General features: G+C 50.8%; 17 protein-coding genes. 10 read left to right on the top strand and 7 right to left on the bottom strand.

The annotated features are described in order from the left end of the window. Positions 1-12: 12 nt before the first annotated feature. Entirely contained in the window at positions 13-654 is a 642-nt protein-coding gene (gene hisH, locus ACN4EG_RS07840) for an imidazole glycerol phosphate synthase subunit HisH (protein WP_431628781.1), read from the bottom strand. 656 nt (positions 655-1310) lie between these two features. Between hisH and hpf the strand changes: the two genes are divergently transcribed. Beyond that, positions 1311-1979 carry a ribosome hibernation-promoting factor, HPF/YfiA family gene (gene hpf, locus ACN4EG_RS07835; protein WP_431628780.1) on the top strand — a complete coding sequence of 223 codons (669 nt, stop codon included), beginning with the start codon at positions 1311-1313 and terminating at the stop codon, positions 1977-1979. Between the two features lie 163 nt (positions 1980-2142). Here the strand turns inward: hpf and murG are convergent, their stop codons facing one another. From murG to ACN4EG_RS07820, 3 genes are all read right to left on the bottom strand, one after another. Next, positions 2143-3234: an undecaprenyldiphospho-muramoylpentapeptide beta-N-acetylglucosaminyltransferase gene (murG, locus tag ACN4EG_RS07830; RefSeq protein ID WP_431628779.1), complete on the bottom strand. Its 1092-nt coding sequence runs from the start codon at positions 3232-3234 to the stop codon at positions 2143-2145. Between the two features lie 9 nt (positions 3235-3243). Then, positions 3244-3993, bottom strand: coding sequence for a phosphorylase family protein (locus ACN4EG_RS07825; protein WP_431628778.1), 750 nt, complete (start codon positions 3991-3993; stop codon positions 3244-3246). Positions 3994-4083: 90 nt separating this feature from the next. After that, on the bottom strand, positions 4084-4767 hold the full coding sequence (locus tag ACN4EG_RS07820) for a hypothetical protein (protein WP_431628777.1): 684 nt from the start codon (positions 4765-4767) through the stop codon (positions 4084-4086). A 424-nt stretch (positions 4768-5191) separates the two neighbouring features. Here ACN4EG_RS07820 and hpnA point away from each other — a divergent pair, with 424 nt between their 5' ends. From hpnA to ACN4EG_RS07800, 4 genes are all read left to right on the top strand, one after another. After that, positions 5192-6184, top strand: a complete 993-nt coding sequence (gene hpnA / locus ACN4EG_RS07815; RefSeq protein ID WP_431628776.1) for a hopanoid-associated sugar epimerase — start codon at positions 5192-5194, stop codon at positions 6182-6184. Between the two features lie 232 nt (positions 6185-6416). Then, a complete protein-coding gene (locus ACN4EG_RS07810) occupies positions 6417-8498 on the top strand; it encodes a thioredoxin domain-containing protein (protein WP_431628775.1) in 2082 nt (693 codons plus the stop codon). Positions 8499-8559: 61 nt separating this feature from the next. Next, on the top strand, positions 8560-9513 hold the full coding sequence (locus ACN4EG_RS07805) for a class I SAM-dependent methyltransferase (protein ID WP_431628774.1): 954 nt from the start codon (positions 8560-8562) through the stop codon (positions 9511-9513). A gap of 1182 nt (positions 9514-10695) precedes the next feature. Next, positions 10696-12063, top strand: coding sequence for a glycosyltransferase family 4 protein (locus ACN4EG_RS07800; protein ID WP_431628773.1), 1368 nt, complete (start codon positions 10696-10698; stop codon positions 12061-12063). 139 nt (positions 12064-12202) lie between these two features. On the opposite strand, the gene ACN4EG_RS07795 is transcribed toward ACN4EG_RS07800, so the two are convergent. Beyond that, positions 12203-13342, bottom strand: coding sequence for a quinone-dependent dihydroorotate dehydrogenase (locus ACN4EG_RS07795; RefSeq protein WP_431628772.1), 1140 nt, complete (start codon positions 13340-13342; stop codon positions 12203-12205). Between the two features lie 469 nt (positions 13343-13811). On the opposite strand from ACN4EG_RS07795, the gene ACN4EG_RS07790 reads away from it, so the two are divergent. The 3 genes from ACN4EG_RS07790 (at position 13812) to ACN4EG_RS07780 (ending at position 19350) form a co-directional block, all read left to right on the top strand. Further along, a complete protein-coding gene (locus ACN4EG_RS07790) occupies positions 13812-16604 on the top strand; it encodes a sensor histidine kinase (RefSeq protein ID WP_431628771.1) in 2793 nt (930 codons plus the stop codon). A gap of 314 nt (positions 16605-16918) precedes the next feature. Further along, complete coding sequence (locus tag ACN4EG_RS07785; protein WP_431628770.1) at positions 16919-17407, top strand: hypothetical protein; 489 nt, start codon at positions 16919-16921, stop codon at positions 17405-17407. 167 nt (positions 17408-17574) lie between these two features. Beyond that, entirely contained in the window at positions 17575-19350 is a 1776-nt protein-coding gene (locus ACN4EG_RS07780; protein ID WP_431628769.1) for a peptidoglycan D,D-transpeptidase FtsI family protein, read from the top strand. A gap of 106 nt (positions 19351-19456) precedes the next feature. Here the strand turns inward: ACN4EG_RS07780 and ACN4EG_RS07775 are convergent, their stop codons facing one another. Next, positions 19457-20443, bottom strand: coding sequence for a cation diffusion facilitator family transporter (locus ACN4EG_RS07775; RefSeq protein WP_431628768.1), 987 nt, complete (start codon positions 20441-20443; stop codon positions 19457-19459). A 42-nt stretch (positions 20444-20485) separates the two neighbouring features. Between ACN4EG_RS07775 and ACN4EG_RS07770 the strand changes: the two genes are divergently transcribed. Beyond that, a complete protein-coding gene (locus ACN4EG_RS07770) occupies positions 20486-20794 on the top strand; it encodes a hypothetical protein (protein WP_431628767.1) in 309 nt (102 codons plus the stop codon). On the opposite strand, the gene ACN4EG_RS07765 is transcribed toward ACN4EG_RS07770, so the two are convergent. Then, positions 20791-20970: a KGK domain-containing protein gene (locus ACN4EG_RS07765; protein WP_431628766.1), complete on the bottom strand. Its 180-nt coding sequence runs from the start codon at positions 20968-20970 to the stop codon at positions 20791-20793. The genes ACN4EG_RS07770 and ACN4EG_RS07765 overlap by 4 nt on opposite strands. Before the next feature lie 170 nt (positions 20971-21140). Between ACN4EG_RS07765 and ACN4EG_RS07760 the strand changes: the two genes are divergently transcribed. Next, on the top strand, positions 21141-21407 hold the full coding sequence (locus ACN4EG_RS07760; protein ID WP_431628765.1) for a hypothetical protein: 267 nt from the start codon (positions 21141-21143) through the stop codon (positions 21405-21407). Positions 21408-21535: the final 128 nt, after the last annotated feature.

Below are 21535 nucleotides of genomic sequence, written 5' to 3'. Positions count from 1 at the left end.
ATCTGTCCCACCCTAGACAGCCACGGCCTGTCTCGAATTCACCCATTGGACAAAATTGGCGAGAAGGTGCATTCCCGCGTCGGAGGATTTTTCCGGGTGGAACTGTACCGCCATTAGGTTACCCGTGGCGATCGCGGCAGTCACCGTTTGCGTGCCATGGGTAATCGTCGCGGCTCGCACCTGTGGGTCAGCTGGATCCACATAGTAGGAATGGACAAAATACATCCAGGACTGTTCCGGAATGCCCTGCCACAGCGGACAATCCGGCTGATTCAGGCTCAAGCGATTCCAGCCCATGTGGGGAATGGTAATACTAGGTTCCGGCTGGAAGCGGCGCACGGTACCGGGCACAATGCCTAACCCCGGCTCCTGTCCCTCTTCGCTGGATTCAAACAACACCTGCAACCCCATGCAAATGCCGAGGAACGGCTTACCCGCCGCGATCGCCTGCTTAATCGGCCCTTCCAACCCCCGCGATCGAATCCCCTGCACCGTCGGATCCCAAGACCCCACCCCCGGCAGCACGATCGCATCTGCCTTTTCCAGTTCCGTAGCAGAATCCGTCACCTGGGGAGAAGCACCCGCCGCTTCTAATCCTTTGCAGGCCGAGTGGAGATTTCCTGCGTCATAGTCAATTACGGCAATGGTGGCCATCGTTGCTCTCCCTTCAGCACGCTTTAGCCTACCTATTTTAAGGTGTGAATGCTCTTTTCATCTGTGCTGGCTCCAGTCCCCTGAACGGCAACTGCTCTTCATCCCAACTGACTTCGGCCCCAACTTACCAAGGTAGCACTTGCCATCGGAGAATTTACGAGCTTTTCCAGACAGTTAAATCAAGAATTGTCACAGGATGCAACACACTTTTAAAACTAATCGTTTTGATCCAAGGAAGATGTTAGGTTAAATACATAACCTGATTCAGCGATGCATCTTGAAAACCATCTCGCACTACAAATCTATTGTGCATATGAGACTCGCCCAATGAACTCACCCTAGCCTATCTCCAGGATGGAGAAAGCTCTAGTGGTGGGTTTTTTAGTCAAGGTGTTAGCATCGGGTTACGTCTGTAGAACTTCAGGGAAATGACTTGATTCGGAAAGTAACACTCCACGTTTTCCAACAGTTTTATTTAAATCAGGCCACGATCGGGAAACATTTTCGTTATACTTTCTAACATCATCGTCACAGACCTTGTTAGAACGCTATAGATGTCGTTTGTATGATGTCATTTGTGTAATGTGATTTGTGTATTGCTTACACAAATTTATTTGAATGCTCAACTAACCCATCCTTTCAGGGGAGGAAGCTCTATGAAGCTTGTTATCCAGGGCAAAAATATCGATATTACGGATGCGATTCGTGAGTATGTCCATCAGAAGATTGAAAAGGCAGCGTCCCATTTTGACCATCTATTAACCGAAGTGGATGTCGATCTGTCGGTCGAACGGAACCCCCGGATAACTCCCAGGCAAACTGCGGAGGTTACGATTTTTGTAAACGGATCGAATGTGGTACGAGCCCAAGAGAGTTCCGAGAACCTCTACGCTAGCATTGACATGGTGGCAGACAAACTGGCTCGACAACTCCGCAAGTACAAAGAAAAACGCCGGGAACGCAACCGGGAACCGGTCAAAACCTCTGTGGCATTGGCTGAACAGCCTGTAGTAACCGATCTGAACCTCGATCGAGATCCTGCTTTACCGTCAGATGTGGTACGGGTGAAATACTTTGCCATGCCCCCCATGACCATGGAAGATGCCCTTGAGCAATTGGAGAATATTGATCACGATTTTTACATGTTCTGTAATGTAGAAACGAGTGAAATCAATGTGATTTATAAACGCAATCACGGTGGCTATGGTGTGATTCAGCCCCGAAAGAATAATGGGCATACCCACCATTTATCCAACGGCCATGAAAAGAATGGTCATGCTGCGGTTGATGAGATGCGCCATGTGGTTGCCGCGATGGATGGTTAGTGTTTAATGATGGTTCATGTTTAATGACGAGTTGTTGATACTGGATTGTTAATGGCTGGTTGTTAGTTGAAAAACAGCACGATCGATTCGATCGTGCTGTTTTGTATTTAAGGGCTAATAATTGCAATCCTACCAATAATTGCAATCCTGCTTTTTTGATGATTTATCTGTGGGAATGGCGTTCAATTAACTGACGCAGTAAGTCCGCCACTTGAGTTGCACTATCCGGTACAGCTAGTGATTCTGCCTGCGTTGCCATTTTCTTTAACGTATCTGGAGAATCTAGCAATTCCAAAACGATCGATTGTAGGGTTTCCGGAATCAGTTGTTCTTGCCGGAACATTTCCGCCGCCCCCGCTTCCACAAAGACCCGTGCATTAAAGGCTTGGTGATCTTCCGCCGCAAAGGGATAGGGAATTAGAATCGACGGAGTACGCGCGATCGCCAGTTCGGTGAGCGTTCCCGCCCCCGCCCGACTGATGGCCAAGTTGGCGCGACGAAATAGAGCCGCCATATTGTGATAGAACGATCGGGCAATATATTGCGGATGCTGTAAACTTTGGGCTTCTGCATCGGATTCCCCCGTCAAGTGCACCACCCAAATGCCCCGATCGAACCAAGTCGGACAGCACTGCCGCACCAACCGATTCACCGCCACTGCGCCCTGACTGCCCCCCACAACGACGACTAACGGGACGTTTTCAGGAATGCCCAAATCGTCCAAATTATCTACCGATTCCGGGGCTGCCAGAAACTGCGCCCGCACGGGCGTTCCCGTGTACACCGTCTTCGCCTTGAGGTACTGAGCCGCCGCTTGGAAACCGATCGCCACGGCAGTACAGCGCGGCGCAAAGAACCGAGTCACCTTACCCGGTAGCGCATTGGACTCATGCAGCACCACGGGCAGCCCCAACGTTCGGGCCGCTAAAATCGCCGGAGCGGAAATGTACCCCCCGGTGGTGAACACACCGTCAAATTTCCCCTGTTTCAGAATTTTGCGAACCGACCCAATCGCCCGAATCAGCTTAATCAGGGTTTTAATCGTTCCCAGCCCCGGCTTGCCCTGGAAGCCCGCCACCCGCACGGTATGCAAACGGTAGCGATCGCCCACCAGTTGCACTTCCAAGCGATCGGGCACCCCCAGCCATTCAATGTGATAGTCCGAAAGTTGTTCGGCGATCGCAACGGCGGGAAACACATGCCCTCCAGTTCCACTAGCCGCCACTAAGAGCCGACGGGACGATTGAGACACCACGGTTTATCTTCAGTCTTGAGATGGACAGGGTGATTGTATCAGTTCTCCACTCAAGCGCTCCAGGATTTTCAGAGCCGTCAGGGAACCCCGGATGAGTCGCACTGCCGCGATCGGGCGTTGCACCATGGCCAGGGCTAGGGCCAACGGGCGCAATTGGCCTTGGTCATCAAACCCCTGGGAGAGGTCAGGTAAGTCGTGCTGGGCATCGTCACTGATCACCCGCACGATCGCCACCGGAATGTTGTAGCGGCTAAAAAATTCCAAAATCGCCGTATTTTCCATGTCCACCACGTCGGCCTGAACCTGCTGGGCGAGCTGCTGCTTTTCCTGGGCGAGGTGAATCACCCGATCGCAGCTGATCCCCTTGGCGGGTTGCAATGCCAGACTAGCAGCCCTATCCGACGCTAACCCAATCTGGCGGAGATCCGCGCAGTCCCACTGTTTTCCCTGAGGATCCAGACAGGCGCGATAGACCACGGTAGATCCGATCGCAGCTTGATCCCCCCGATCGTGCAGGGCACCGCACAGCCCCAGCACCAGCACCGCCGATGGCAACGGAGTTTGCTTGCGTACCAACTGTTCCAGCCAGCGCTGAACGGGCGACAAGCCCGCCGGGATTGCTAAAACCTGAGGTAAGGCTGGGGGCGATTCTTGAAGAAAGACCTGCGGCGATCGATTGGCAATGCGCTGGGATTCCAGCCCTCGGCACACCGCTTGATACTCTGCCCCCTGGGGCACCAAAATCGTTAGAACACTCACAGTCACTCAGCCACAATCCAGGTCTTCTAGAGTGTGCCATGGTTTTGCACCGACCCCGCCCGCAAATCCTCCCATCTCCTACCCGCTTTCTTAACGGGTACTCATACAAACAATGTCAACCCCATAGCGTTTCGGATCCCCTGCAAAAACTTGATTATTCTGCGCTTTAAACACATCACGGCGTTGGGAATCACAGGAACCCATCGGTAAAACTCGCAGGGAACTTGAAGATTTTGGGGGAGACGGGAAAAAACTTTGTACCGCCGTTGGAGTAACCTCCAAAGCAGGCTGATCACCCCCACAGAAAATATCGACTTGATCCCTCGCATCCCGGAAAAGCGCCGTTTCCCCCGTCGTGACCAAACACCAATCCTGGGGATAGCTGCGGGTGGCTAGGGTGCCGATCGAACTACGGGTTTTTGCCTTGGGCAGCGCAACCTGGGAAATGGTTTTCACCGATTGCGGCTTGGCGCTGGGATTGACTGCTAGTTTCTGCCCCTGATGCCGAGGAGAAGATTGTCGTTTTAGAGAGACTGTTTTTTGGGGCTTAGTCGCTTTAGATTTCGTTGTTTTAGTAGCTTTTACACCAGCAGAAGCGCGCTGAACGGTGGCCGTCGTGGGCCGGGTCTTCGCTTCAGCCAAGCGCACGATCGAACCGCTCAGGGCAAATACCCCCACAATCCCCGCTATCCAGAAAGAGCGACCTGTTCCATGGATGGAGCGATCGGAAATTTTGCGCAAAGAATGAACTAAGCTGCGGTAGGTCAGCACCATACAAATGATCTCCTAGTTATACCAAGGGTATCAATAGACTCTTGCAAGAACTCCCCTCAGACAATGGACTCAAGTGGCCCCAGACCGTCGATCCAGACCATAAGATCCAGACCATAGATCTAGACCGTAGCCCCCGGAAATCATCATCGGATTACGAACTCAAACCTATGCACGATCGAAACAATATCGAAACAATGTTGAAAAAACAGTGTTCATCGGTATTTTACGGGTAGTCTTTTCATTTTTTCAATCCTGCATCATCCACAAATTAGGCGTGAGCGATCGTACAAAAATCGCTCAAAAGCCTATGAATAGACTATTCCATCCATTGCTTTAGCCATTTTGCAATCCGAAAACGTAAAGAATTCCTGGCAAAACCTGTAACAATAGGAAATTGTTACGTAACAATTGTGCTTCCTAAACCATGAAAGCATTTGTGACGGGTGGCACGGGTTTTGTGGGAGCCAATCTCGTGCGGCTATTGTTGGCTCAAGGGTACAGCGTACGAGCCTTAGTGCGGCCCCAGCGATCGCGCACCAATCTAGCAGATTTAGATCATGACGAAAATTTGGAACTCGTCGAAGGGGATTTAACCGATCCCAACTTAGTTCGCTTGTTACAAGGTTGTGAAGCACTCTTCCATGTAGCAGCCCATTATTCTCTCTGGCAGCGCGATCGAGAGTTGCTCTACCAAGCCAATGTATTAGGCACCCGGAATATTCTGCAAGCAGCACGCCAAGCCGGGATTGAACGCACTGTATACACCAGTTCCGTCGCTGCGATCGGCATTGATCCCAACGCTCCAACCACCAACGAAATCTATCAATCCTCCCCAAATAAGTTAATCGGTGTGTATAAACAATCGAAATACTGGGCAGAACAGGAAGCCATTCAAGCAGCCCAATCCGGCCAACACATTGTGATTGTGAATCCCAGCAGTCCGATCGGCCCCTGGGATGTCAAACCCACCCCCACAGGAGACATTATTTTGCGCTTTCTACGTCGCAAAATGCCCGCCTATGTGGATACCGGATTAAACTTTATCCACGTCCAAGATGTCTGCTGGGGACACCTACGGGCATTGGAAAAAGGTCGATCGGGCGATCGCTACATCCTCGGCCACCAAAATCTTTCCCTCAAAGCATTTTTAGATGAATTGGCGGATCTGACGGGATTGCCTGCGCCCAAGCACAGCATTCCCAGTTGGATTCCCCTTGGGGTTGCTTGGCTCGATGAAAAACTGCTGGCCCGCTTAGGTAAAACGCCATCCGTCCCGATCGATGGGGTGCGCATGGCTCAACAGCGGATGTTCTATGATGCCAGCAAAGCTGTGCGAGAATTAAATTTACCCCAAACCCCCATTCGTCAAGCGATTCAAGAAGCCGTTGATTGGTTTTATCAGCAGGGATATGTTTAGTCCCAGCTAATCCCAGCCCAATTCCTGGATTGCTGACCTACAGCATGACCTATGCGTCCACAGTGCATTGATGTTCCTGATTCACAATTTAAAAAAACGTAACCTTTCACCGTCTAACTTTCCGGCTCTAACTTTTTACGGTTGAGCTTTTACAATCGAATTCAAGCCACCCCGTCGATGGATGGTTGCCTGATTGATTCCTTGATTCATCCGTTGTTATTAATCTTTTACCATGCCAAATTATCTCGCCCAGGCGCAAAGTCTCTATCTTCGCAAACATGCCAATAACCCGATCGATTGGTGGTACTGGTGCGATGAAGCCTTAGAAGCTGCGCGGCGGGACAATAAACCTATTTTTCTTTCGATCGGCTATTCCAGTTGTCATTGGTGCACCGTGATGGAGGGCGAAGCTTTTTCCGATCCCATCATTGCGGATTACCTCAATACCTACTTTTTGCCCATTAAAGTCGATCGGGAAGAACGCCCCGATCTCGATAGCATTTACATGCAAGCCTTGCAGATGATGACGGGGCAGGGGGGCTGGCCGCTCAATATTTTTCTGACGCCCGACGAGTTAATTCCCTTCTATGGCGGCACCTATTTTCCCGTCGAACCCAAATATGGACGGGCCGGTTTTTTGCAAGTGTTGCAATCATTGCGTAAATTCTATGATCAAGATAAAGCAAAGCTAGGAGAAATCACTGAAGAAATCCTGGGTGGATTGCAAAAAATGGCTTTGCTCAATCCCGATGCCGCGATCGATCTCGCCGTTCTGCGCAAGGGATTAGGCTACAGCACATCCATTGTTGCAGGCAAAAACCCTGGCCCTAGTTTTCCGATGATTCCCTATGCGGATGCGGCCCTGCGAGACACACGCTTAGCCGTAGAAACCCACGAGAATACTGCAGAAATTGCCGTGCAACGGGGCCTAGATTTGGCCTTGGGGGGCATTTTTGATCACGTTGCAGGTGGGTTTCACCGCTATACGGTGGATCCCACTTGGACAGTCCCCCACTTTGAAAAAATGCTCTACGACAATGGCCAAATTATGGAATATTTGGCAAACCTCTGGAGCTTGGGCACCCAGGACGCCAGTTTTGCCCGATCGATCGATCGCACTGTCCAATGGTTGCAACGGGAAATGACCGCGCCCGAAGGCTATTTCTACGCCGCCCAGGATGCCGATAGTTTCGTAACACCGGATGACGCAGAACCCGAGGAAGGAGCCTTCTACATTTGGCACTTTGACGACCTGCAAGCCCAACTGACGATCGCCGAATTACAAGAACTCACCGCACAATTTACCGTCACCCCCGCTGGCAATTTTGAAGGCTCCAATGTCCTACAACGCAGTCACCCAGGAGCATTAAGTTCGACGGCAGAAACGGCCCTAGAAAAACTATTTACCCTACGCTACGGCGCGATCCCAGCCCAGGTAATAACCTTCCCCCCCGCCCCCGATAATCAAGCGGCAAAAACCTATCTTTGGCCGGGGCGCATCCCCGCCGTAACGGACACCAAAATGATTCTGGCGTGGAACAGCTTGATGATTTCCGGGCTGGCACGGGCGGCTGCGGTCTTAGGCCACAGCAAATATTTAGATTTGGCGACCCATTGTGCCCAATTTATCCTCACCCAGCAACGGCAAAACTCACGCCTCTATCGCTTAAATTACAGTGGACAGGTCAGCGTTCCTGCCCAATCAGAAGACTATGCATTTTTGATTAAAGCCTTGTTAGATCTACACCAAGCGACGTTAGCGATCGCGCCCGATCAGGCCGATCCCTGGCTAACTGCGGCGATCGAGGTACAAACGGAATTTGACCTCTATCTATGGAGTGAAGAAAATGGCGGATATTTCAATACTGCGAAGGATGCTAGCCAAGATTTGTTACTACGGGAGCGGAGTTACTTGGATAATGCAACCCCCTCCGCCAACGGAATCGCGATCGCGAATCTAGTCAGATTATCCCTGCTAACAGAGCAGTTAAGTTATCGTGATCGAGCGGAAAAAGCACTGATGGCCTTCAGTAGCATTCTTCAGCGATCGCCTCAGTCCTGCCCCAGCTTATTTACAGCCCTAGACTGGTTCCACCATGGCACCCTGATCCGTACCACCCCAGACGGCATCACCCAATTAGCCCAGGATTACCTCCCCACAACTGTCTTGCAACTGACCCATGATCTGCCTCCAGGATCAGTGGGACTCCTGTGCCAGGGATTGGCTTGTCAAGAACCCGCACGATCGTGGGATCATTTATGGGAACAGATTCGGGCGATTTATTCTGTGGACTCAATGCCAAAGGGATCCTAAAATCCTAGAATTAAATCAATGGAATAAATAGACTTTTATAGATGATTAGGTGAGGACAACGATGACAACAACCAAAACGAAGCCAGATTGGGCTGGGGAAGATTTCTTATCACGGGCTGTCAATGTCCTCATCCAAACTAAGCCGATTTACCAACTGATGAAGCGGCAGGCACGGCAAGTCCTGATCAAGACCGCTGAAAAAAATGGGGTAGCATGGCGCAAAAATTACGCCACCTTAGCCGCTTCCGGCCTCCAGGATCGGCTGGCAGAGGTTACCAATCCCACCGTTACCTACCCCGACTATTACCAAGTCCCCTTCCACGCCTACGATGCGGGCAACCTCTGCTGGGATGCCGCCTTTGAAGCAGAATCCGCCACCTATGCCATGGCATTACGGGTCTGGAAGAATGAGCCGCTAACCTGGCAGGTTGCCCACGATCGCCTGCGATCGACCTTCCACCAAGTCCTAGCCGACTGCGGCCCGGATACCGTGCAGGATGTGCTGGATATCGGCTGTTCCGTGGGAATCTCGACCTTTACGCTCCACCGCTTCTATCAACAACGGCAGCAGACGCCTGTGCGAACGATCGGGCTGGATCTGTCGCCCCACATGCTAGCGGTGGCGCAACAGCGGGATGTGAACCATGAAATTACCCAATGGCTCCATGCCCAAGCGGAACGATCGGGCCTCCCCGATGCCTCCTTCGATTTAATTACCCTGCAATTTGTGCTCCATGAACTGCCCCAAGCGGCCACCCGCCAAATTTTCCAAGAAGTGTTACGGTTGCTACGGCCCGGTGGCTGTTTCGCGATCGTAGATAACAATCCCAAATCTCCAGTGATTCAAAACCTGCCTCCAGTTTTATTTACGTTGATGAAAAGTACAGAACCCTGGAGTGATGAATATTACACCTTTGATGTGGAAGCGAATCTAGAAAAAACGGGATTTACCAACGTAAAAACGGTTGCCAGTGATCCGCGCCATCGAACGATCGTGTCGTTTAAATCACCCTAATCTCAGAGAAATTGCAAAGAATATTTTCAGAAATTCAAGAAGAATCACTGAAGCATTGCTAGAGAAATCAGAGTCTTTATTACAGAGGCAGGATAAAGGTTATTGCTGAAAAACACACGAAAAAAAAGCATGAAATACACTGCCATGATTCTCAATAACGGTGTATTTAGCCACAATTCCTAGTAGAAACAGGCTTAAAAGGTTCGGATATCCGAACCTTTTTTTGATAGCTCTCCTAGGAAGTCTGAAGTCCCTTTCTTTTTTACTCTCAATCTCAGAAAAGTTATTTTAAAAAGCTTTTATTATTCACCTTATCGGGATTTTTTCTCTTAAACTAATAGAAATTTAATGGGCTTAGAATGATTTAGGTGGGGCTATCCGTACTTTTGTCTCTGGAATCAATAAGTCTATAACTCTTCATGTAGAAGCTGTTTGTTATAGATGTTCAACTTGTTACTCATGTAGCAAACACAGTACTAAAGATACGGTACTAATCACTGAATACAAGAACACAGTCACTGAATACAGGACTAATCACTTCTTGAGGTCTTTCGATCGGGTTCAACCTATTGACCAGTTAGGATGATTAAGGAGATTAGTTATGAATCGAACACATAGTCCTAATAGGTGGAAGCGAGTTTCCCTATTATCCCCTCCGTACTTGAAACTGTTCTGAATTAGGATTTTAGTTTCTGGATGATTTTGCAACACACTTCGAATCTCACTCTTTAGTTAGGCTTTCATCTAGTTCTTTAGAGTGTGTTCTTCACGAGCTTTCAACAATAGAGTACCTTTAACTGCTATTTTAGCTTCTTCTAGTTAAATGCTCTTAGCGCGATTATTTTAGCTCAATTGTTGCATTATTCATCTATTGCTCATTGAATCAACAGTGTATTGATTGACACCCATTCATTGAAATTAAGAAGTCGGCTATGAAGTCGCAAATAAAGTCAGCCATGAAGTTAAACACGTTTACTACTCAATACTTCGTACTGCTAATTAATTACGGCTAGCTAAGGATTAACAGTTAAGTACTAACAGGAGTGATAAGCGTCAAAACCTAATCCTGTTCCTGAATGCATAGTTGATTCGTTTTTTTCGAGATTAACAATTAGATAATCTGACCCTCATAGAGTCTGATTATCAAGTGCATTGAATATCCATCGTTTTGAGGTCAATATGATGTCTAAGTCCAACAGTCAACCATTAGTATCTAAAATTCTCCAAACCAATTTACAGCCCAAAGTCTCGCAAACCAAATTTCCAGACTTTGCAGCTTCCAGTCCCCGATCGCGCCAATCGATCGCGCTCATTTCAGTCCATGGCGATCCAGCAGTAGAAATTGGTCGAGAAGAAGCAGGTGGCCAGAATGTGTATGTGCGCGAAGTCGGGGAAGCCCTCGCTAAACTGGGTTGGCAAGTGGATATGTTTACCCGTAAGAGCCATGCCGACCAGCCCAAAATCGTGCACCATGCCCCCGGTTGTCGCACAATTCGTTTAACCGCAGGCCCAGAAGAATTCATTGCGCGGGATAATTTGTTTCAATACTTGCCCGAATTCGTGGAAGCGTTTCAGAAATTCCAAACCAAAGAAGGCACAAACTATCCCTTGATTCACACGAATTATTGGATGTCTGCTTGGGTCGGCCTACAACTGAAGCAACGGAGCAACATTCAGTTAATTCATACCTACCACTCCCTGGGATCCGTTAAATATAAAACCGTAGAACACAAGCCCCCCATTGCCCACACCCGCCTACAGGTCGAACAAGCCATTCTCGAATCCGGTGATTGTGTGGTGTCCACCAGTCCCCAAGAACTAGAACATCTACGATCGCTCGTCTCCCAAGACGGTTATGTCGAAATCATTCCCTGTGGTACCGATATCGAGCGGTTCCATCGTCAATCCAGAAATGACGCACGACACCAACTTGGGTTTACCGCTGAGGAGTCGATCGTGCTCTATGTTGGACGCTTTGACCCCCGCAAAGGAATTGAAACCCTAGTCCGTGCCTTTGCGCAATTGCAAACCCCGGACAGCACCCCAAAAAAACTGGTCATTGTCGGCGGCAGTGACCCGAACAATATCGACGGCCAAGAGCGTTGCCGCATTGAGCAACTGACCCAGGAACTTGGCATTGCCGATTGCACCGTTTTTGCCGGACAAATTGGCCACGATCGCTTGCCGTTGTACTACACCGCTGCAGATGTCTGTGCGATTCCCAGCCATTACGAACCCTTTGGTCTAGTCGCTGTGGAAGCAATGGCCTGCGGTACCCCCGTTGTTGCTTCTGATGTTGGCGGCTTGAAGTTCACCGTCATTCCTGAAGAAACGGGTTTACTCGTGCCCCCTCAGGATGTAGAAGGCTTTACGGCTGCCATCGATCGCCTGTTAACAGATGATCTCTGGACTCAAAAGCTACGGCGTCAGGCGGCTGCACGGGTACATCAAAACTTTAGCTGGGCTGGTGTCGGCGCACAATTGAGTAATTTGTATCGCCGCATGTTAGCCCAATCTCTCAGCCATCCCACGCTCATCAAGGCATCCTAAGGATCCGTAAGGTCGTTACCCTGACCCAGCGCTGGTTCTTGGGGAAGATAAAATTGGGCGATCAACCCACTGCTAGATTAGATCGCCCAGTTTATCGGTTGGAATCGCCCTATGGTATCGTCGCCCTCAGGCAGACCCGCTATGGAACACGGTGATCCAACCCTACAGCATCGGAGATCGAGACCAAACCCACTGCATCCATTTTTTGAACCAGTCCTTGCAGAATTCGCTTAACCATACCGGGCCCTTCATAGATCCATCCCGTGTAGACCTGTAGCAAACTCGCTCCAGCCGTAATTTTCTCCCAGGCGTCCTCAGCCGTAAAAATTCCTCCCACGCCAACAATTGGTAAACGCCCTTGGGTCTGTTGGTAAATTAGCCGGATCACCTCCGTTGATCTCGCCTTCACAGGTGCGCCACTGATCCCCCCCGCTTCTTCTTGGACAGATTTTCCGGTCGCGGCCAAAATTTTCGTTGTCAGACCATCCCGCCGAATCGTTGTATTCGTTGCAATCATGCCCGCAAGTTGATATTGTTGGGCCAAGTCCACCACAGCCCGAATATCCTCATCGGCCAAATCCGGCGCAATTTTCACCAAGAGCGGTTTGCGATCGCAATTTTCCTGTTGAAGTGCCGCAAAGATGGGTTCTAGTTGATCGATCGACTGGAGCGATCGCAAGCCCGGTGTATTGGGCGAACTGACATTGACCACGAAATAATCACCCAGCGCTTTTAACTGCTGAAAGCTGGCTAAGTAATCCTGCGCAGCCTCCTCAAGAGGCGTGATTTTAGACTTGCCCAGGTTGATCCCGATCGGGAACTGCTGTGGTCTAGCCCGATGTCCACTTAATTGATGGGCGAGGGCGGTGGCCCCTTGGTTATTGAACCCCATACGGTTTAATGCGGCCCAATCATCCATCAAACGAAACAACCTAGGTTTTGGGTTTCCCGGCTGAGCTTGAGCCGTCACCGTGCCCACCTCAGCAAACCCAAAACCAAAGGCAGGCCAAATTCCCGCCGCCATCCCATCCTTATCAAAGCCTGCCGCCAACCCGATCGGGTTTGTAAACGGACAGTCCCAAAGCGTCTGGTTTAATCGCGGCTCAGACAGCCCATAAATAGCCTCCATCCGCTGCATCAGCCACAGGCGAAGACTCATCGGCGCTTTAGCATCCAACCAATGCAACCTCTCTAGGGTTTGGTGATGCAGCCATTCTGGGTCAGCCTTGAGGCCAGAAAACAGAATAGGACGGACGATCGTAGAATAAAAGTCAATCAAGGTCAGTTCCCAAAATTATCAAGAAAACAGCAGATCCTTTGAAATCCTCGTAGACAGAGAGGCTCCCTGCTGAGGGCCCCCCCCGTACACCTAATTTAAAACTCTCCCAACCTTTGCAATAAAGAGTGGCATTAAGATTAACGGAACAGTGGCATTCTATAGAAAAGAATCAAAAATTATGGCGGATTAGTTTGAGTCTCAGGGGGAATTTGCTATAACGAGACAGCAATCTGAGTCTCCACAGACTTAATTAGTGGATAACTGGGAGAATGAGTGGGGATAGCGTGTTTGGCAAACAAATCTTTTTAAGAAATAAAAAATTCTGGTTTCCCTGAAATCTGGTAAAACCCCCAGATTTCAGGGAACTTTAAAAGTTAAGTTGTAGCTTCCAAACATCGTCACTTCAACCCGTTGACCATCTGTCCAGAGTCTGAGTCCTTCACTGAGTTTGCCAAACCACGCTTTGCCCATGGGTCCTGTCAAAGAACCAAATCTCTATGAACAACAGCTCGTCACGCTGGGGCAAGTCCTGCAAACCCTGCGAGAGGCTGATGATAGTGACTTTTTGATTGAAACAACGCTCAGTTATCTGCGTTCAACCTTTTCTCCCGAGTACGACCTTATTTGGATTGGGTTATACGATCGAGCTGACCATCGCATGGTCGGTAAAGGTGGCCATATCATAGTCCACCAGAATGCAGATTTTCTTCGGCAACGGTTTACGCTCACCGCAGGCGATTTACTGGAGCAAGTAGTGTTCCAGCAATCCCCCATCGCCCTAGCCGATTTACAGCAGGAAATGCGGGCAGGAGAATGGCGACGGATTGCCCAAAAGCACAACATTCAGGGCACGATGATTTTTCCGATCTGCCATCGCGATCGCTGTTTTGGGGTAGTCATCTTGGGCTCCCAGCGTTGGGGAACCTTTCCGACAACTGAAGAAAAAACCTGCTTAATGATGGTTGTCGGTGAATTAGCCACCACCCTCCATCGAGCAGAACTGGAGTGGCAACGTCAACAGATTAAGCGTCCCGATCGATCGCTCCTCGCACTCTTGCATCAAATGCGATCACTCAGTAATTTGGGCCAACGCCTTGAGGCTGTTATCGAGGAAACCCATCGCTTTGTCCTGCCCAACCGCACCAACGTCTATTGGTTTGAACCCAATCAGCGCTATTTTTGGCGACGCTTGAGTAACCACGCTAGGACAACGGGCTTTCTCGACATCAATAATCCAGCTCCGGGGATTACGGCCCAAGAGATCGGCAGTTTCTATCAATCTCTATTGAACGATCAAGTCGTCGCGATCGGAGAAGCCCACAGTTCCCTACGAGCCGATGCCACCGCCCGCCTGATGCAACTGATCCGAGCTCGATCTCTCTTGGCAGCTCCGATTCTCTATCAACGCCAATTGCTAGGATTTCTCGCCGTTGAAGGCAACGAACCTCGAATTTGGCAAGAGGAAGAAAAACAATTTCTGCGGGGCGCAGCCCAAATGTTAGCCATGGCTGCACCACTGGAAGAAATGGAAACCGTCATTCAGCAAACCCAACTAGATCACACCCTCACATCCGAAATCGCCCAATCGCTGTATAGCGCCCACGACTGGAAATCCACCATTTCTCGGGCGGCCTCCCTGCTGGGTAAACGGCTAAAAGCCGAACGGTTTATCGTGGCCCTCTATGACAAAACCCATCAGCGGTTTGAGTTGTGCTATCAAAATCAGCCCAAAAATCGCCGTGCTTGCTCGATGTTTTTGCCTGCATTGAGTGATATCGATCGTCAATTATTAGAGCGCACCCCAAAGGCTATAGGCATCGAGAATCTCGAAGATGATTTACGGTTTGCAGCTTGGCGCAACCAACTCTTGGAAGTCGGCGTGCGATCGTTGGTGGTCAGTCCCACGGCAGCAGGCCAAGCCCAGAGTGGCCTGCTCATTATTTGCCATGAAATGCCTCGATCGTGGACCCAGGCAGAACAGGATTTAGTAGGCGGTGTGGCCCAGCAAATTGGTCTGATTCTGCACCAATGGCAACTCCAAAAACGCCTAGATCAGCAACAACAGTTATCCAATAGTATTCAGCGCAGCATGACGGGGATGCGCCAGAGTTTGACCATCGAGGCATTGGAACAATCGGCGCTGCGATCGATCGCCAGCGTCTTGGATGCCCCCTTAGCCTTTCTCGTCTCCTGGTTTCCAGGCCGTCGGGTTGGGCGCTTAGTGGTCTCCACCGATTCCTCCGATCGTCGTTATGCCCTAGGGAGTAACCTGAAAGTCTCTGTACATGCTGATCCCCTGCTGCGCATGGCCCTAGAACACGCAGGTGTCATGGTCTTGCGAGCCAGCCAAGTGCCAGGAGAAAGTCGGCAATGGTTGAATACCCAGGGGATGGGGCAACTACTCGCAATTTGTCTCCGCACCAATGCAGAAGATGAACCCGCAGGCGTGTTATTTGTTGCCGATGGTGATCAACGGCAGTGGGACGATCGCTATCTCAGCGCCTTGGAACTCCTTGCAGGCGAACTTGCGGGGACTCGCCGCCACCTCAAACTGGAACGCACCCTGCAAAGCGAACGGCTCAAACTGGAGCAAATTGGCTGGTACAAGCACCGTCACCTAGAAGAAATCTATCGATCTACCCACGCTGGTGTTCAGAAGCTCCTCGACTTGGCAAAACCCGGCGCAGATTCGCTCATGGCCACCCGCCAACAGCAAATTCTGCGTCAGATGCAAGATACGCTGTCTCCGCTGGCAACCACGCTAGCCGAAGAACAATGGCAACTGAAGTTCCGTCAAGAAACCCTGCCGCTGATTGGCCTCGTGCGGCGCACGATGGATCGCGCTGATGCCATTCTCAAAGAACGCCAGTTGTGGTCGCAGGTACACCATGAAGATAATCCCGTGGTTGTCGGCGATGCCGCCAAGCTGGAAATGGTGCTCTATGAACTGCTTCTCAGTGCTTGCCTGCGATCGCAGGCAGGAGGCCGGATTGATATTTGGTGTCGTCAGTTCGATCGCCGTTGGATTGAGGTGGCCATTACCGATGATGGCACGATCGAATCTCGCCTACTCCAAGATTTAGAAGGCAATTCTCTATTAGACCCCTTAGCTCCTAGCACCCTGAGCCAACCACCAGGACTTCACCTCGCAGTCTGCCGAGAATTCATCACGGCGATGCAAGGGGATTTTAGCCTCAGTCGGCTGGAAGACGGGCGAATTATGAGTCGCTTGATGTTACCGTCGGGCCAGGGCAATCGATAATCCCTCTTACCCTCTTCACAGAGAGAATGCTTGGGGATCTCACCAAATTTAGTCACAATTGTGTCCGAATTTGACACAATTGTGACTAAATTTGCACCGTTCCGGTAGCCGCCTCAAGCAATCTACGGAAATTTACAAATTAACGGAGATCTTTCGGGACAGGTGTGCTTAAAATATAGGGCATTCTTCAATGTGTGGTTCTCAAATTGAGACTCCCCATTCTCACATTGTAATTAGGTCTATCGCGGTCTATGTCTATAGGTATGCGTCCTCGTCCATCTGGCAAACGACTCCCTAGGTCGTCCTCTCGTCCTATGCGCCAGACACAGGCGGATCCCAGGAAAACCGCCCGTCCCCTTCGCGCTCAGGGGGAACCCAAGCAGACCTCTACTGTGACGCCTCTTCGCGCACGAACCACGGTTCGTCCGTTGCCGCCCCCTGCCCATGTGCCATCATGGTTGCGATCGCTCTTGCAAGTACAGCAATGGAGCGTGGGTGTGACTTTAGTTCTAGCTGGCAGTGCGATCGTCACCTATGGGTTAACAATTTACTCCCAACAACTGTGGGGTAAGGAATTTGCACGCCTAGAGCAATTTCGGCGCAACGAACGGCAACTCACCGCCAATAGTGAGCTCATGAAGAATGAAATTGCCAAAAATGCCAAACCCGCTGACTATGGCTTGGTTCCTCGAAGTACAGATCACTTGATTTTGATCAAACCCGCTCCTCCCCGACCGCCTAAAGACGTAAAGTCGTCAGAACAGGAGGCTCAATCCCGTCCAATTTCCCCTGTTGGCTATTAAGACAATTTGCGGCTAAATCACAGCCCTCTTCATCTACCTCTTGACCCATCCATCCCATCCAGGGATGTTATGGGTTCACTGTTCCCTAAATTTGTAAGTTATTAGTTTTTCCAGAGTTAATTCCCTTCGGCTAATTCCCCTCCAGCTAATTACCCCAGGATACTAAGGTGCGTTACCCTTCTGAGGCTCGTCGTCGTCGTTCATTCCGATCGATCCGGTTTCCCAACAAACCGGAAACACGGCCTTCTGTGGGACGGCTTCGTTTGGTTTGGGGGGTTTTGCTGCTGGGAGTAGGGCTACTGGGTACCAACCTAGTGCGCCTCCAAGTGTTTCAGGCCAGCGACTTAGTAGAACGTGCGAAGCAACAGCAGACGACTTACCTCAAGCCCTTTGCGCCCCGCCGTCCGATCGTCGATCGCAACAACAATGTGGTCGCGATCGATCAACCCTCGATTACGCTCTACGCCCATCCTCGCTACTTTGCTGGACTTTCCACCGCTGAAGTTGCTGCGAAATTAGCACCGATTCTCGATCGTCCGGTAGCGGAATTACAAAAAAAACTAGATTCCGCCAAGAGTGGAATTCGCCTTGCCGATAGTTTGACAGAAGACACCGCCAACCGCATCAAAGAACTCTACATTGACGGCCTCGACTTTACCCCGTCCCAACAGCGGCTCTATCCCCAACAGGATGTAATGGCCAATATCTTGGGCTACGTGGACATGCAGCAGAAAAGTCAAGGCGGTGTGGAATTTAGCTACCAGCATTTGCTCGATCGGGCAGCAAAGGCAGTACGCCTCAACCGAACAGGCATGGGAACCATGTTGCCTGAAGGCATACCCAATGGGTTTGTCCATGAGGATGACCTACGGTTGCAACTGACGATCGATAACCGGATTCAGCGGGCGGTGCAAGGGATTTTGAATCGTCGGGTTAATGAATTTGGTGCCAAACGCGGCCTAGTGATGGTGATGGATGCCCAGGATGGCAGTATGTTGGCCATGGTCACGAATCCCACCTTCGATCCCAACCGCTATTGGGATGTGAAGGATATGGCTTCCTTTAAAAACTGGGCCTTGACGGATTTATACGAACCGGGGTCTACGTTTAAGCCGATTAATGTGGCGATCGCCTTGGAAGCGGGGACGATTAAGCTAACGGATTACTTTAACGATACGGGTGCGGTGACGGTTGAAGGCTGGACGATTAATAACGCTGACAATGCGGGGCGGGGGGCAATCAGTCTGACGGATGTGATGAAGTATTCCAGTAACGTGGGGATGGTACGGATTGCCCAAACGATGAAGCCGTCGGTGTACTACAGTTGGCTGGAGCGCATTGGCTTGGGGCAAACCTCGGAAATTGATCTGCCCTTTGAAGCTCCGGGCTACTTAAAAGATCGCAAAACCTATATGACTTCCCCGATCGAAGCGGCAACGACATCCTTTGGCCAGGGGTTTGCCTTAACGCCGATGCAACTGGTGAAGCTCCATGCCATGCTGGCGAATGGGGGCCGGATGGTGACCCCCCATGTGGTGCGTGGATTATATGACAGCCAAGGCAAGCCCCACTGGCAACCCCAGCGATCGATGCCGAAGCAAATCTTTTCCCCCAGCCATACTAATGCCATTTTGCGAATGATGGAGGCGGTGGTTGCGGAAGGGACGGGGAAAGCAGCACAGGTTCCGGGTTATCGGATTGCGGGGAAAACGGGAACGGCGCAAAAGGCGACGGAGGGCGGCGGCTATTCTGCGTCTAAATTTATTACCAGCTTTGTAGGAATTTTCCCGGTAGATCGTCCCCGCTATGTGGTGTTGGCGGTGTTGGATGAACCGGGGGGACTGGCCTACGGGGGAACCACGGCAGCCCCGATCGTTAAAGAGGTGATTGAAGTGGTGGCGGGGGTCGAGAAGGTTCCCCCTAGCAAAGCAGATCCCCAATAGTTTTTTTCAATAGTTTTTCCAATCATCGCGCTAATCGTTCCATTGATTGTTCGAGCAATCGCTATCGTACTTCCCTCAGCAATCTGCCAACAAAATCCTTCAGCGATTAGCGCCCGTCCAGTTCCCGATCGGGATTGCGTTTGGGCAGGTCTTGGGGATAGAGGGGTTCGCCATCAATTGGATCAATTTCGACGGCGACTTGGACGGGGCCGTAGCGATCGCGTAGATTGGCTTCGATTTGCTGTTTGACCCAGTTGCTGGCACTGTGGAATTCGGGGTGTAGAATAATGCGTAGGTCAATCCACACCTGACGACCGACAACGCCCCGCGATCGAATTTGATAACACTGAGTGACGCCTTGCACTTGTCGCACGATTTGGTTGATGGCTTCGGGGGCAATGGCAATTTGCCGCAGCATTAGAGGGAGTTGAATGTCGAGGACACGCCAGCAACTGAGTCCGGCGGTGATGACCATGGCGATCGTGACCAGTGGATCGAGCCAACTGTAGCCCTGCCATAGACCCAGCAGTGCAACGAGCAGAACGACGAGCAACCAAGCGTCTTTGAGGAAGTGTTGGGCGTTGGTGCCGAGGGCGAGACTACTGAAGCGTTGGGCTTGGCGGTTTTGAACGATCGCAAGGGCTACCTGAGCAACACAGACGCAGGCCAGGACTTGAATCATGGCGGGGGTGACGGTGAGGCGAGGCAGGTGGGCGAGGCTGGGGCTGGCGGTGAGTTGGTTAAGGGCAAGACTGGCGAGGCCCAAACCACCAAACCCGAGGAGGGAGACGAGAAATAGGGCGAGGGTAGATTCCAGGCGGCCATGGCTCCAGACTTCGCGTCCATTGTGGCGGTAGGGCAGAAGGACGGCGATGAGGCTAAGAACGGCGCTGAAGGCGTCAATGACGGTGTGGAGGGATTCGGCCAGCAGCATGAGCGATCGGGTTTCCCAACCAATCCAAATTTTCACAGCCAATGACAGGAGGGCTAACCAAAGGTTCGCCAAAAGTACCTGTTGACTGATGCGATCGCGGTTGCCTGTTTCTGCCATAGCCCATAAGCTACCACGGAATGCCGATCGTAAACTGTCCATGCGCCACACGTGTCAAATTCACTACACCCATGAGTCCCCATCATGGCACCGAATTCTGAAAACGCACGATATTTTTCGGTTAGGCGATCGAGGCTAGTGGAAGTGGGGATCGAAGCGGGGGTCGAAGCGATCGCGTTTTTGGGCGTTGCAGGTACGGCAGAGGGTTTGGAGGTTGCTGAGGTCGTTGCTGCCACCGTTGGCGAGGGGGATGATGTGATCGATTTCGAGTTTGGTGTGTGGGCTAGTTTTGCCACAGCTTTTGCATTGGTGGTTGTCGCGATCGAGGACGTACTGGCGCACCGCTTTCGGAATCGTGATTCGGATTGTTTTGTCAGGCATGGGGATGATTAGTCAGATATCGTTTGTCGAATTTCGTCTAAAGGGGAGGCTCCAGATTCTGAGTCGGGAACTGCCTCTACAGATTCTTCAGGTTCATCCGGCTGAAATTCTAAAACTAACCGAACCTTGCCAGACACCCATTGAACTGATTGACTGACACAAGTGAATGAAAGAGAGCTAAAAGACATACCCAGATTGAGGTTTGGGGATTGAGCAAGAAAGGGTGTAGGTGTTGTTAAGCAAAAAACAAACAAGAGCCATAAAACACGCCCCACGCTTGTATGATGTCGTGCTGGAGTTGATCCGTCAATGCCCTTGGTCAGATCTGCGCCATGCTTGGGTCTGTGCCTAGATAGTGGTGGGACTGTATGCCCAGAGCACCCAGCGCCGATTCTCTCGTTGGATGCACAATCCTCCAGGTGTAGATACGATCGCCTTTGGTGGAAAATCCCATCCTTACCCCGAAGAAGTCTTCATTGTCAGTGGTCGCCTTTATGATGCAGCATTTGATCTCTGGCTGAAAAGCGGTCACTATGCCAGCCGCCCACCTCAGGAATTACATGGCCCTTTTAAAAGCGATGTGGGATGCGTTGTCCTTGAAATTTCTTTTCCCAATCGTAGATAATTTGCAACTTCGATTTTTCAACAGACTTAGGGAACAGCGTATAAATAAAATCCCAATTGGGTAGGGGGTAGGAGAGTAAAAGGGTAGGAGGGTGGGGGGATGAAGAGGGGATATTATTTCTTGGCAAA

Source organism: Alkalinema pantanalense CENA528, from assembly GCF_050753345.1.
Lineage (GTDB): Bacteria > Cyanobacteriota > Cyanobacteriia > Leptolyngbyales > Leptolyngbyaceae > Alkalinema > Alkalinema pantanalense.
Note: the sequence above shows the minus strand (reverse complement) of the source record. Positions and strands in the feature narration are given on the sequence as shown.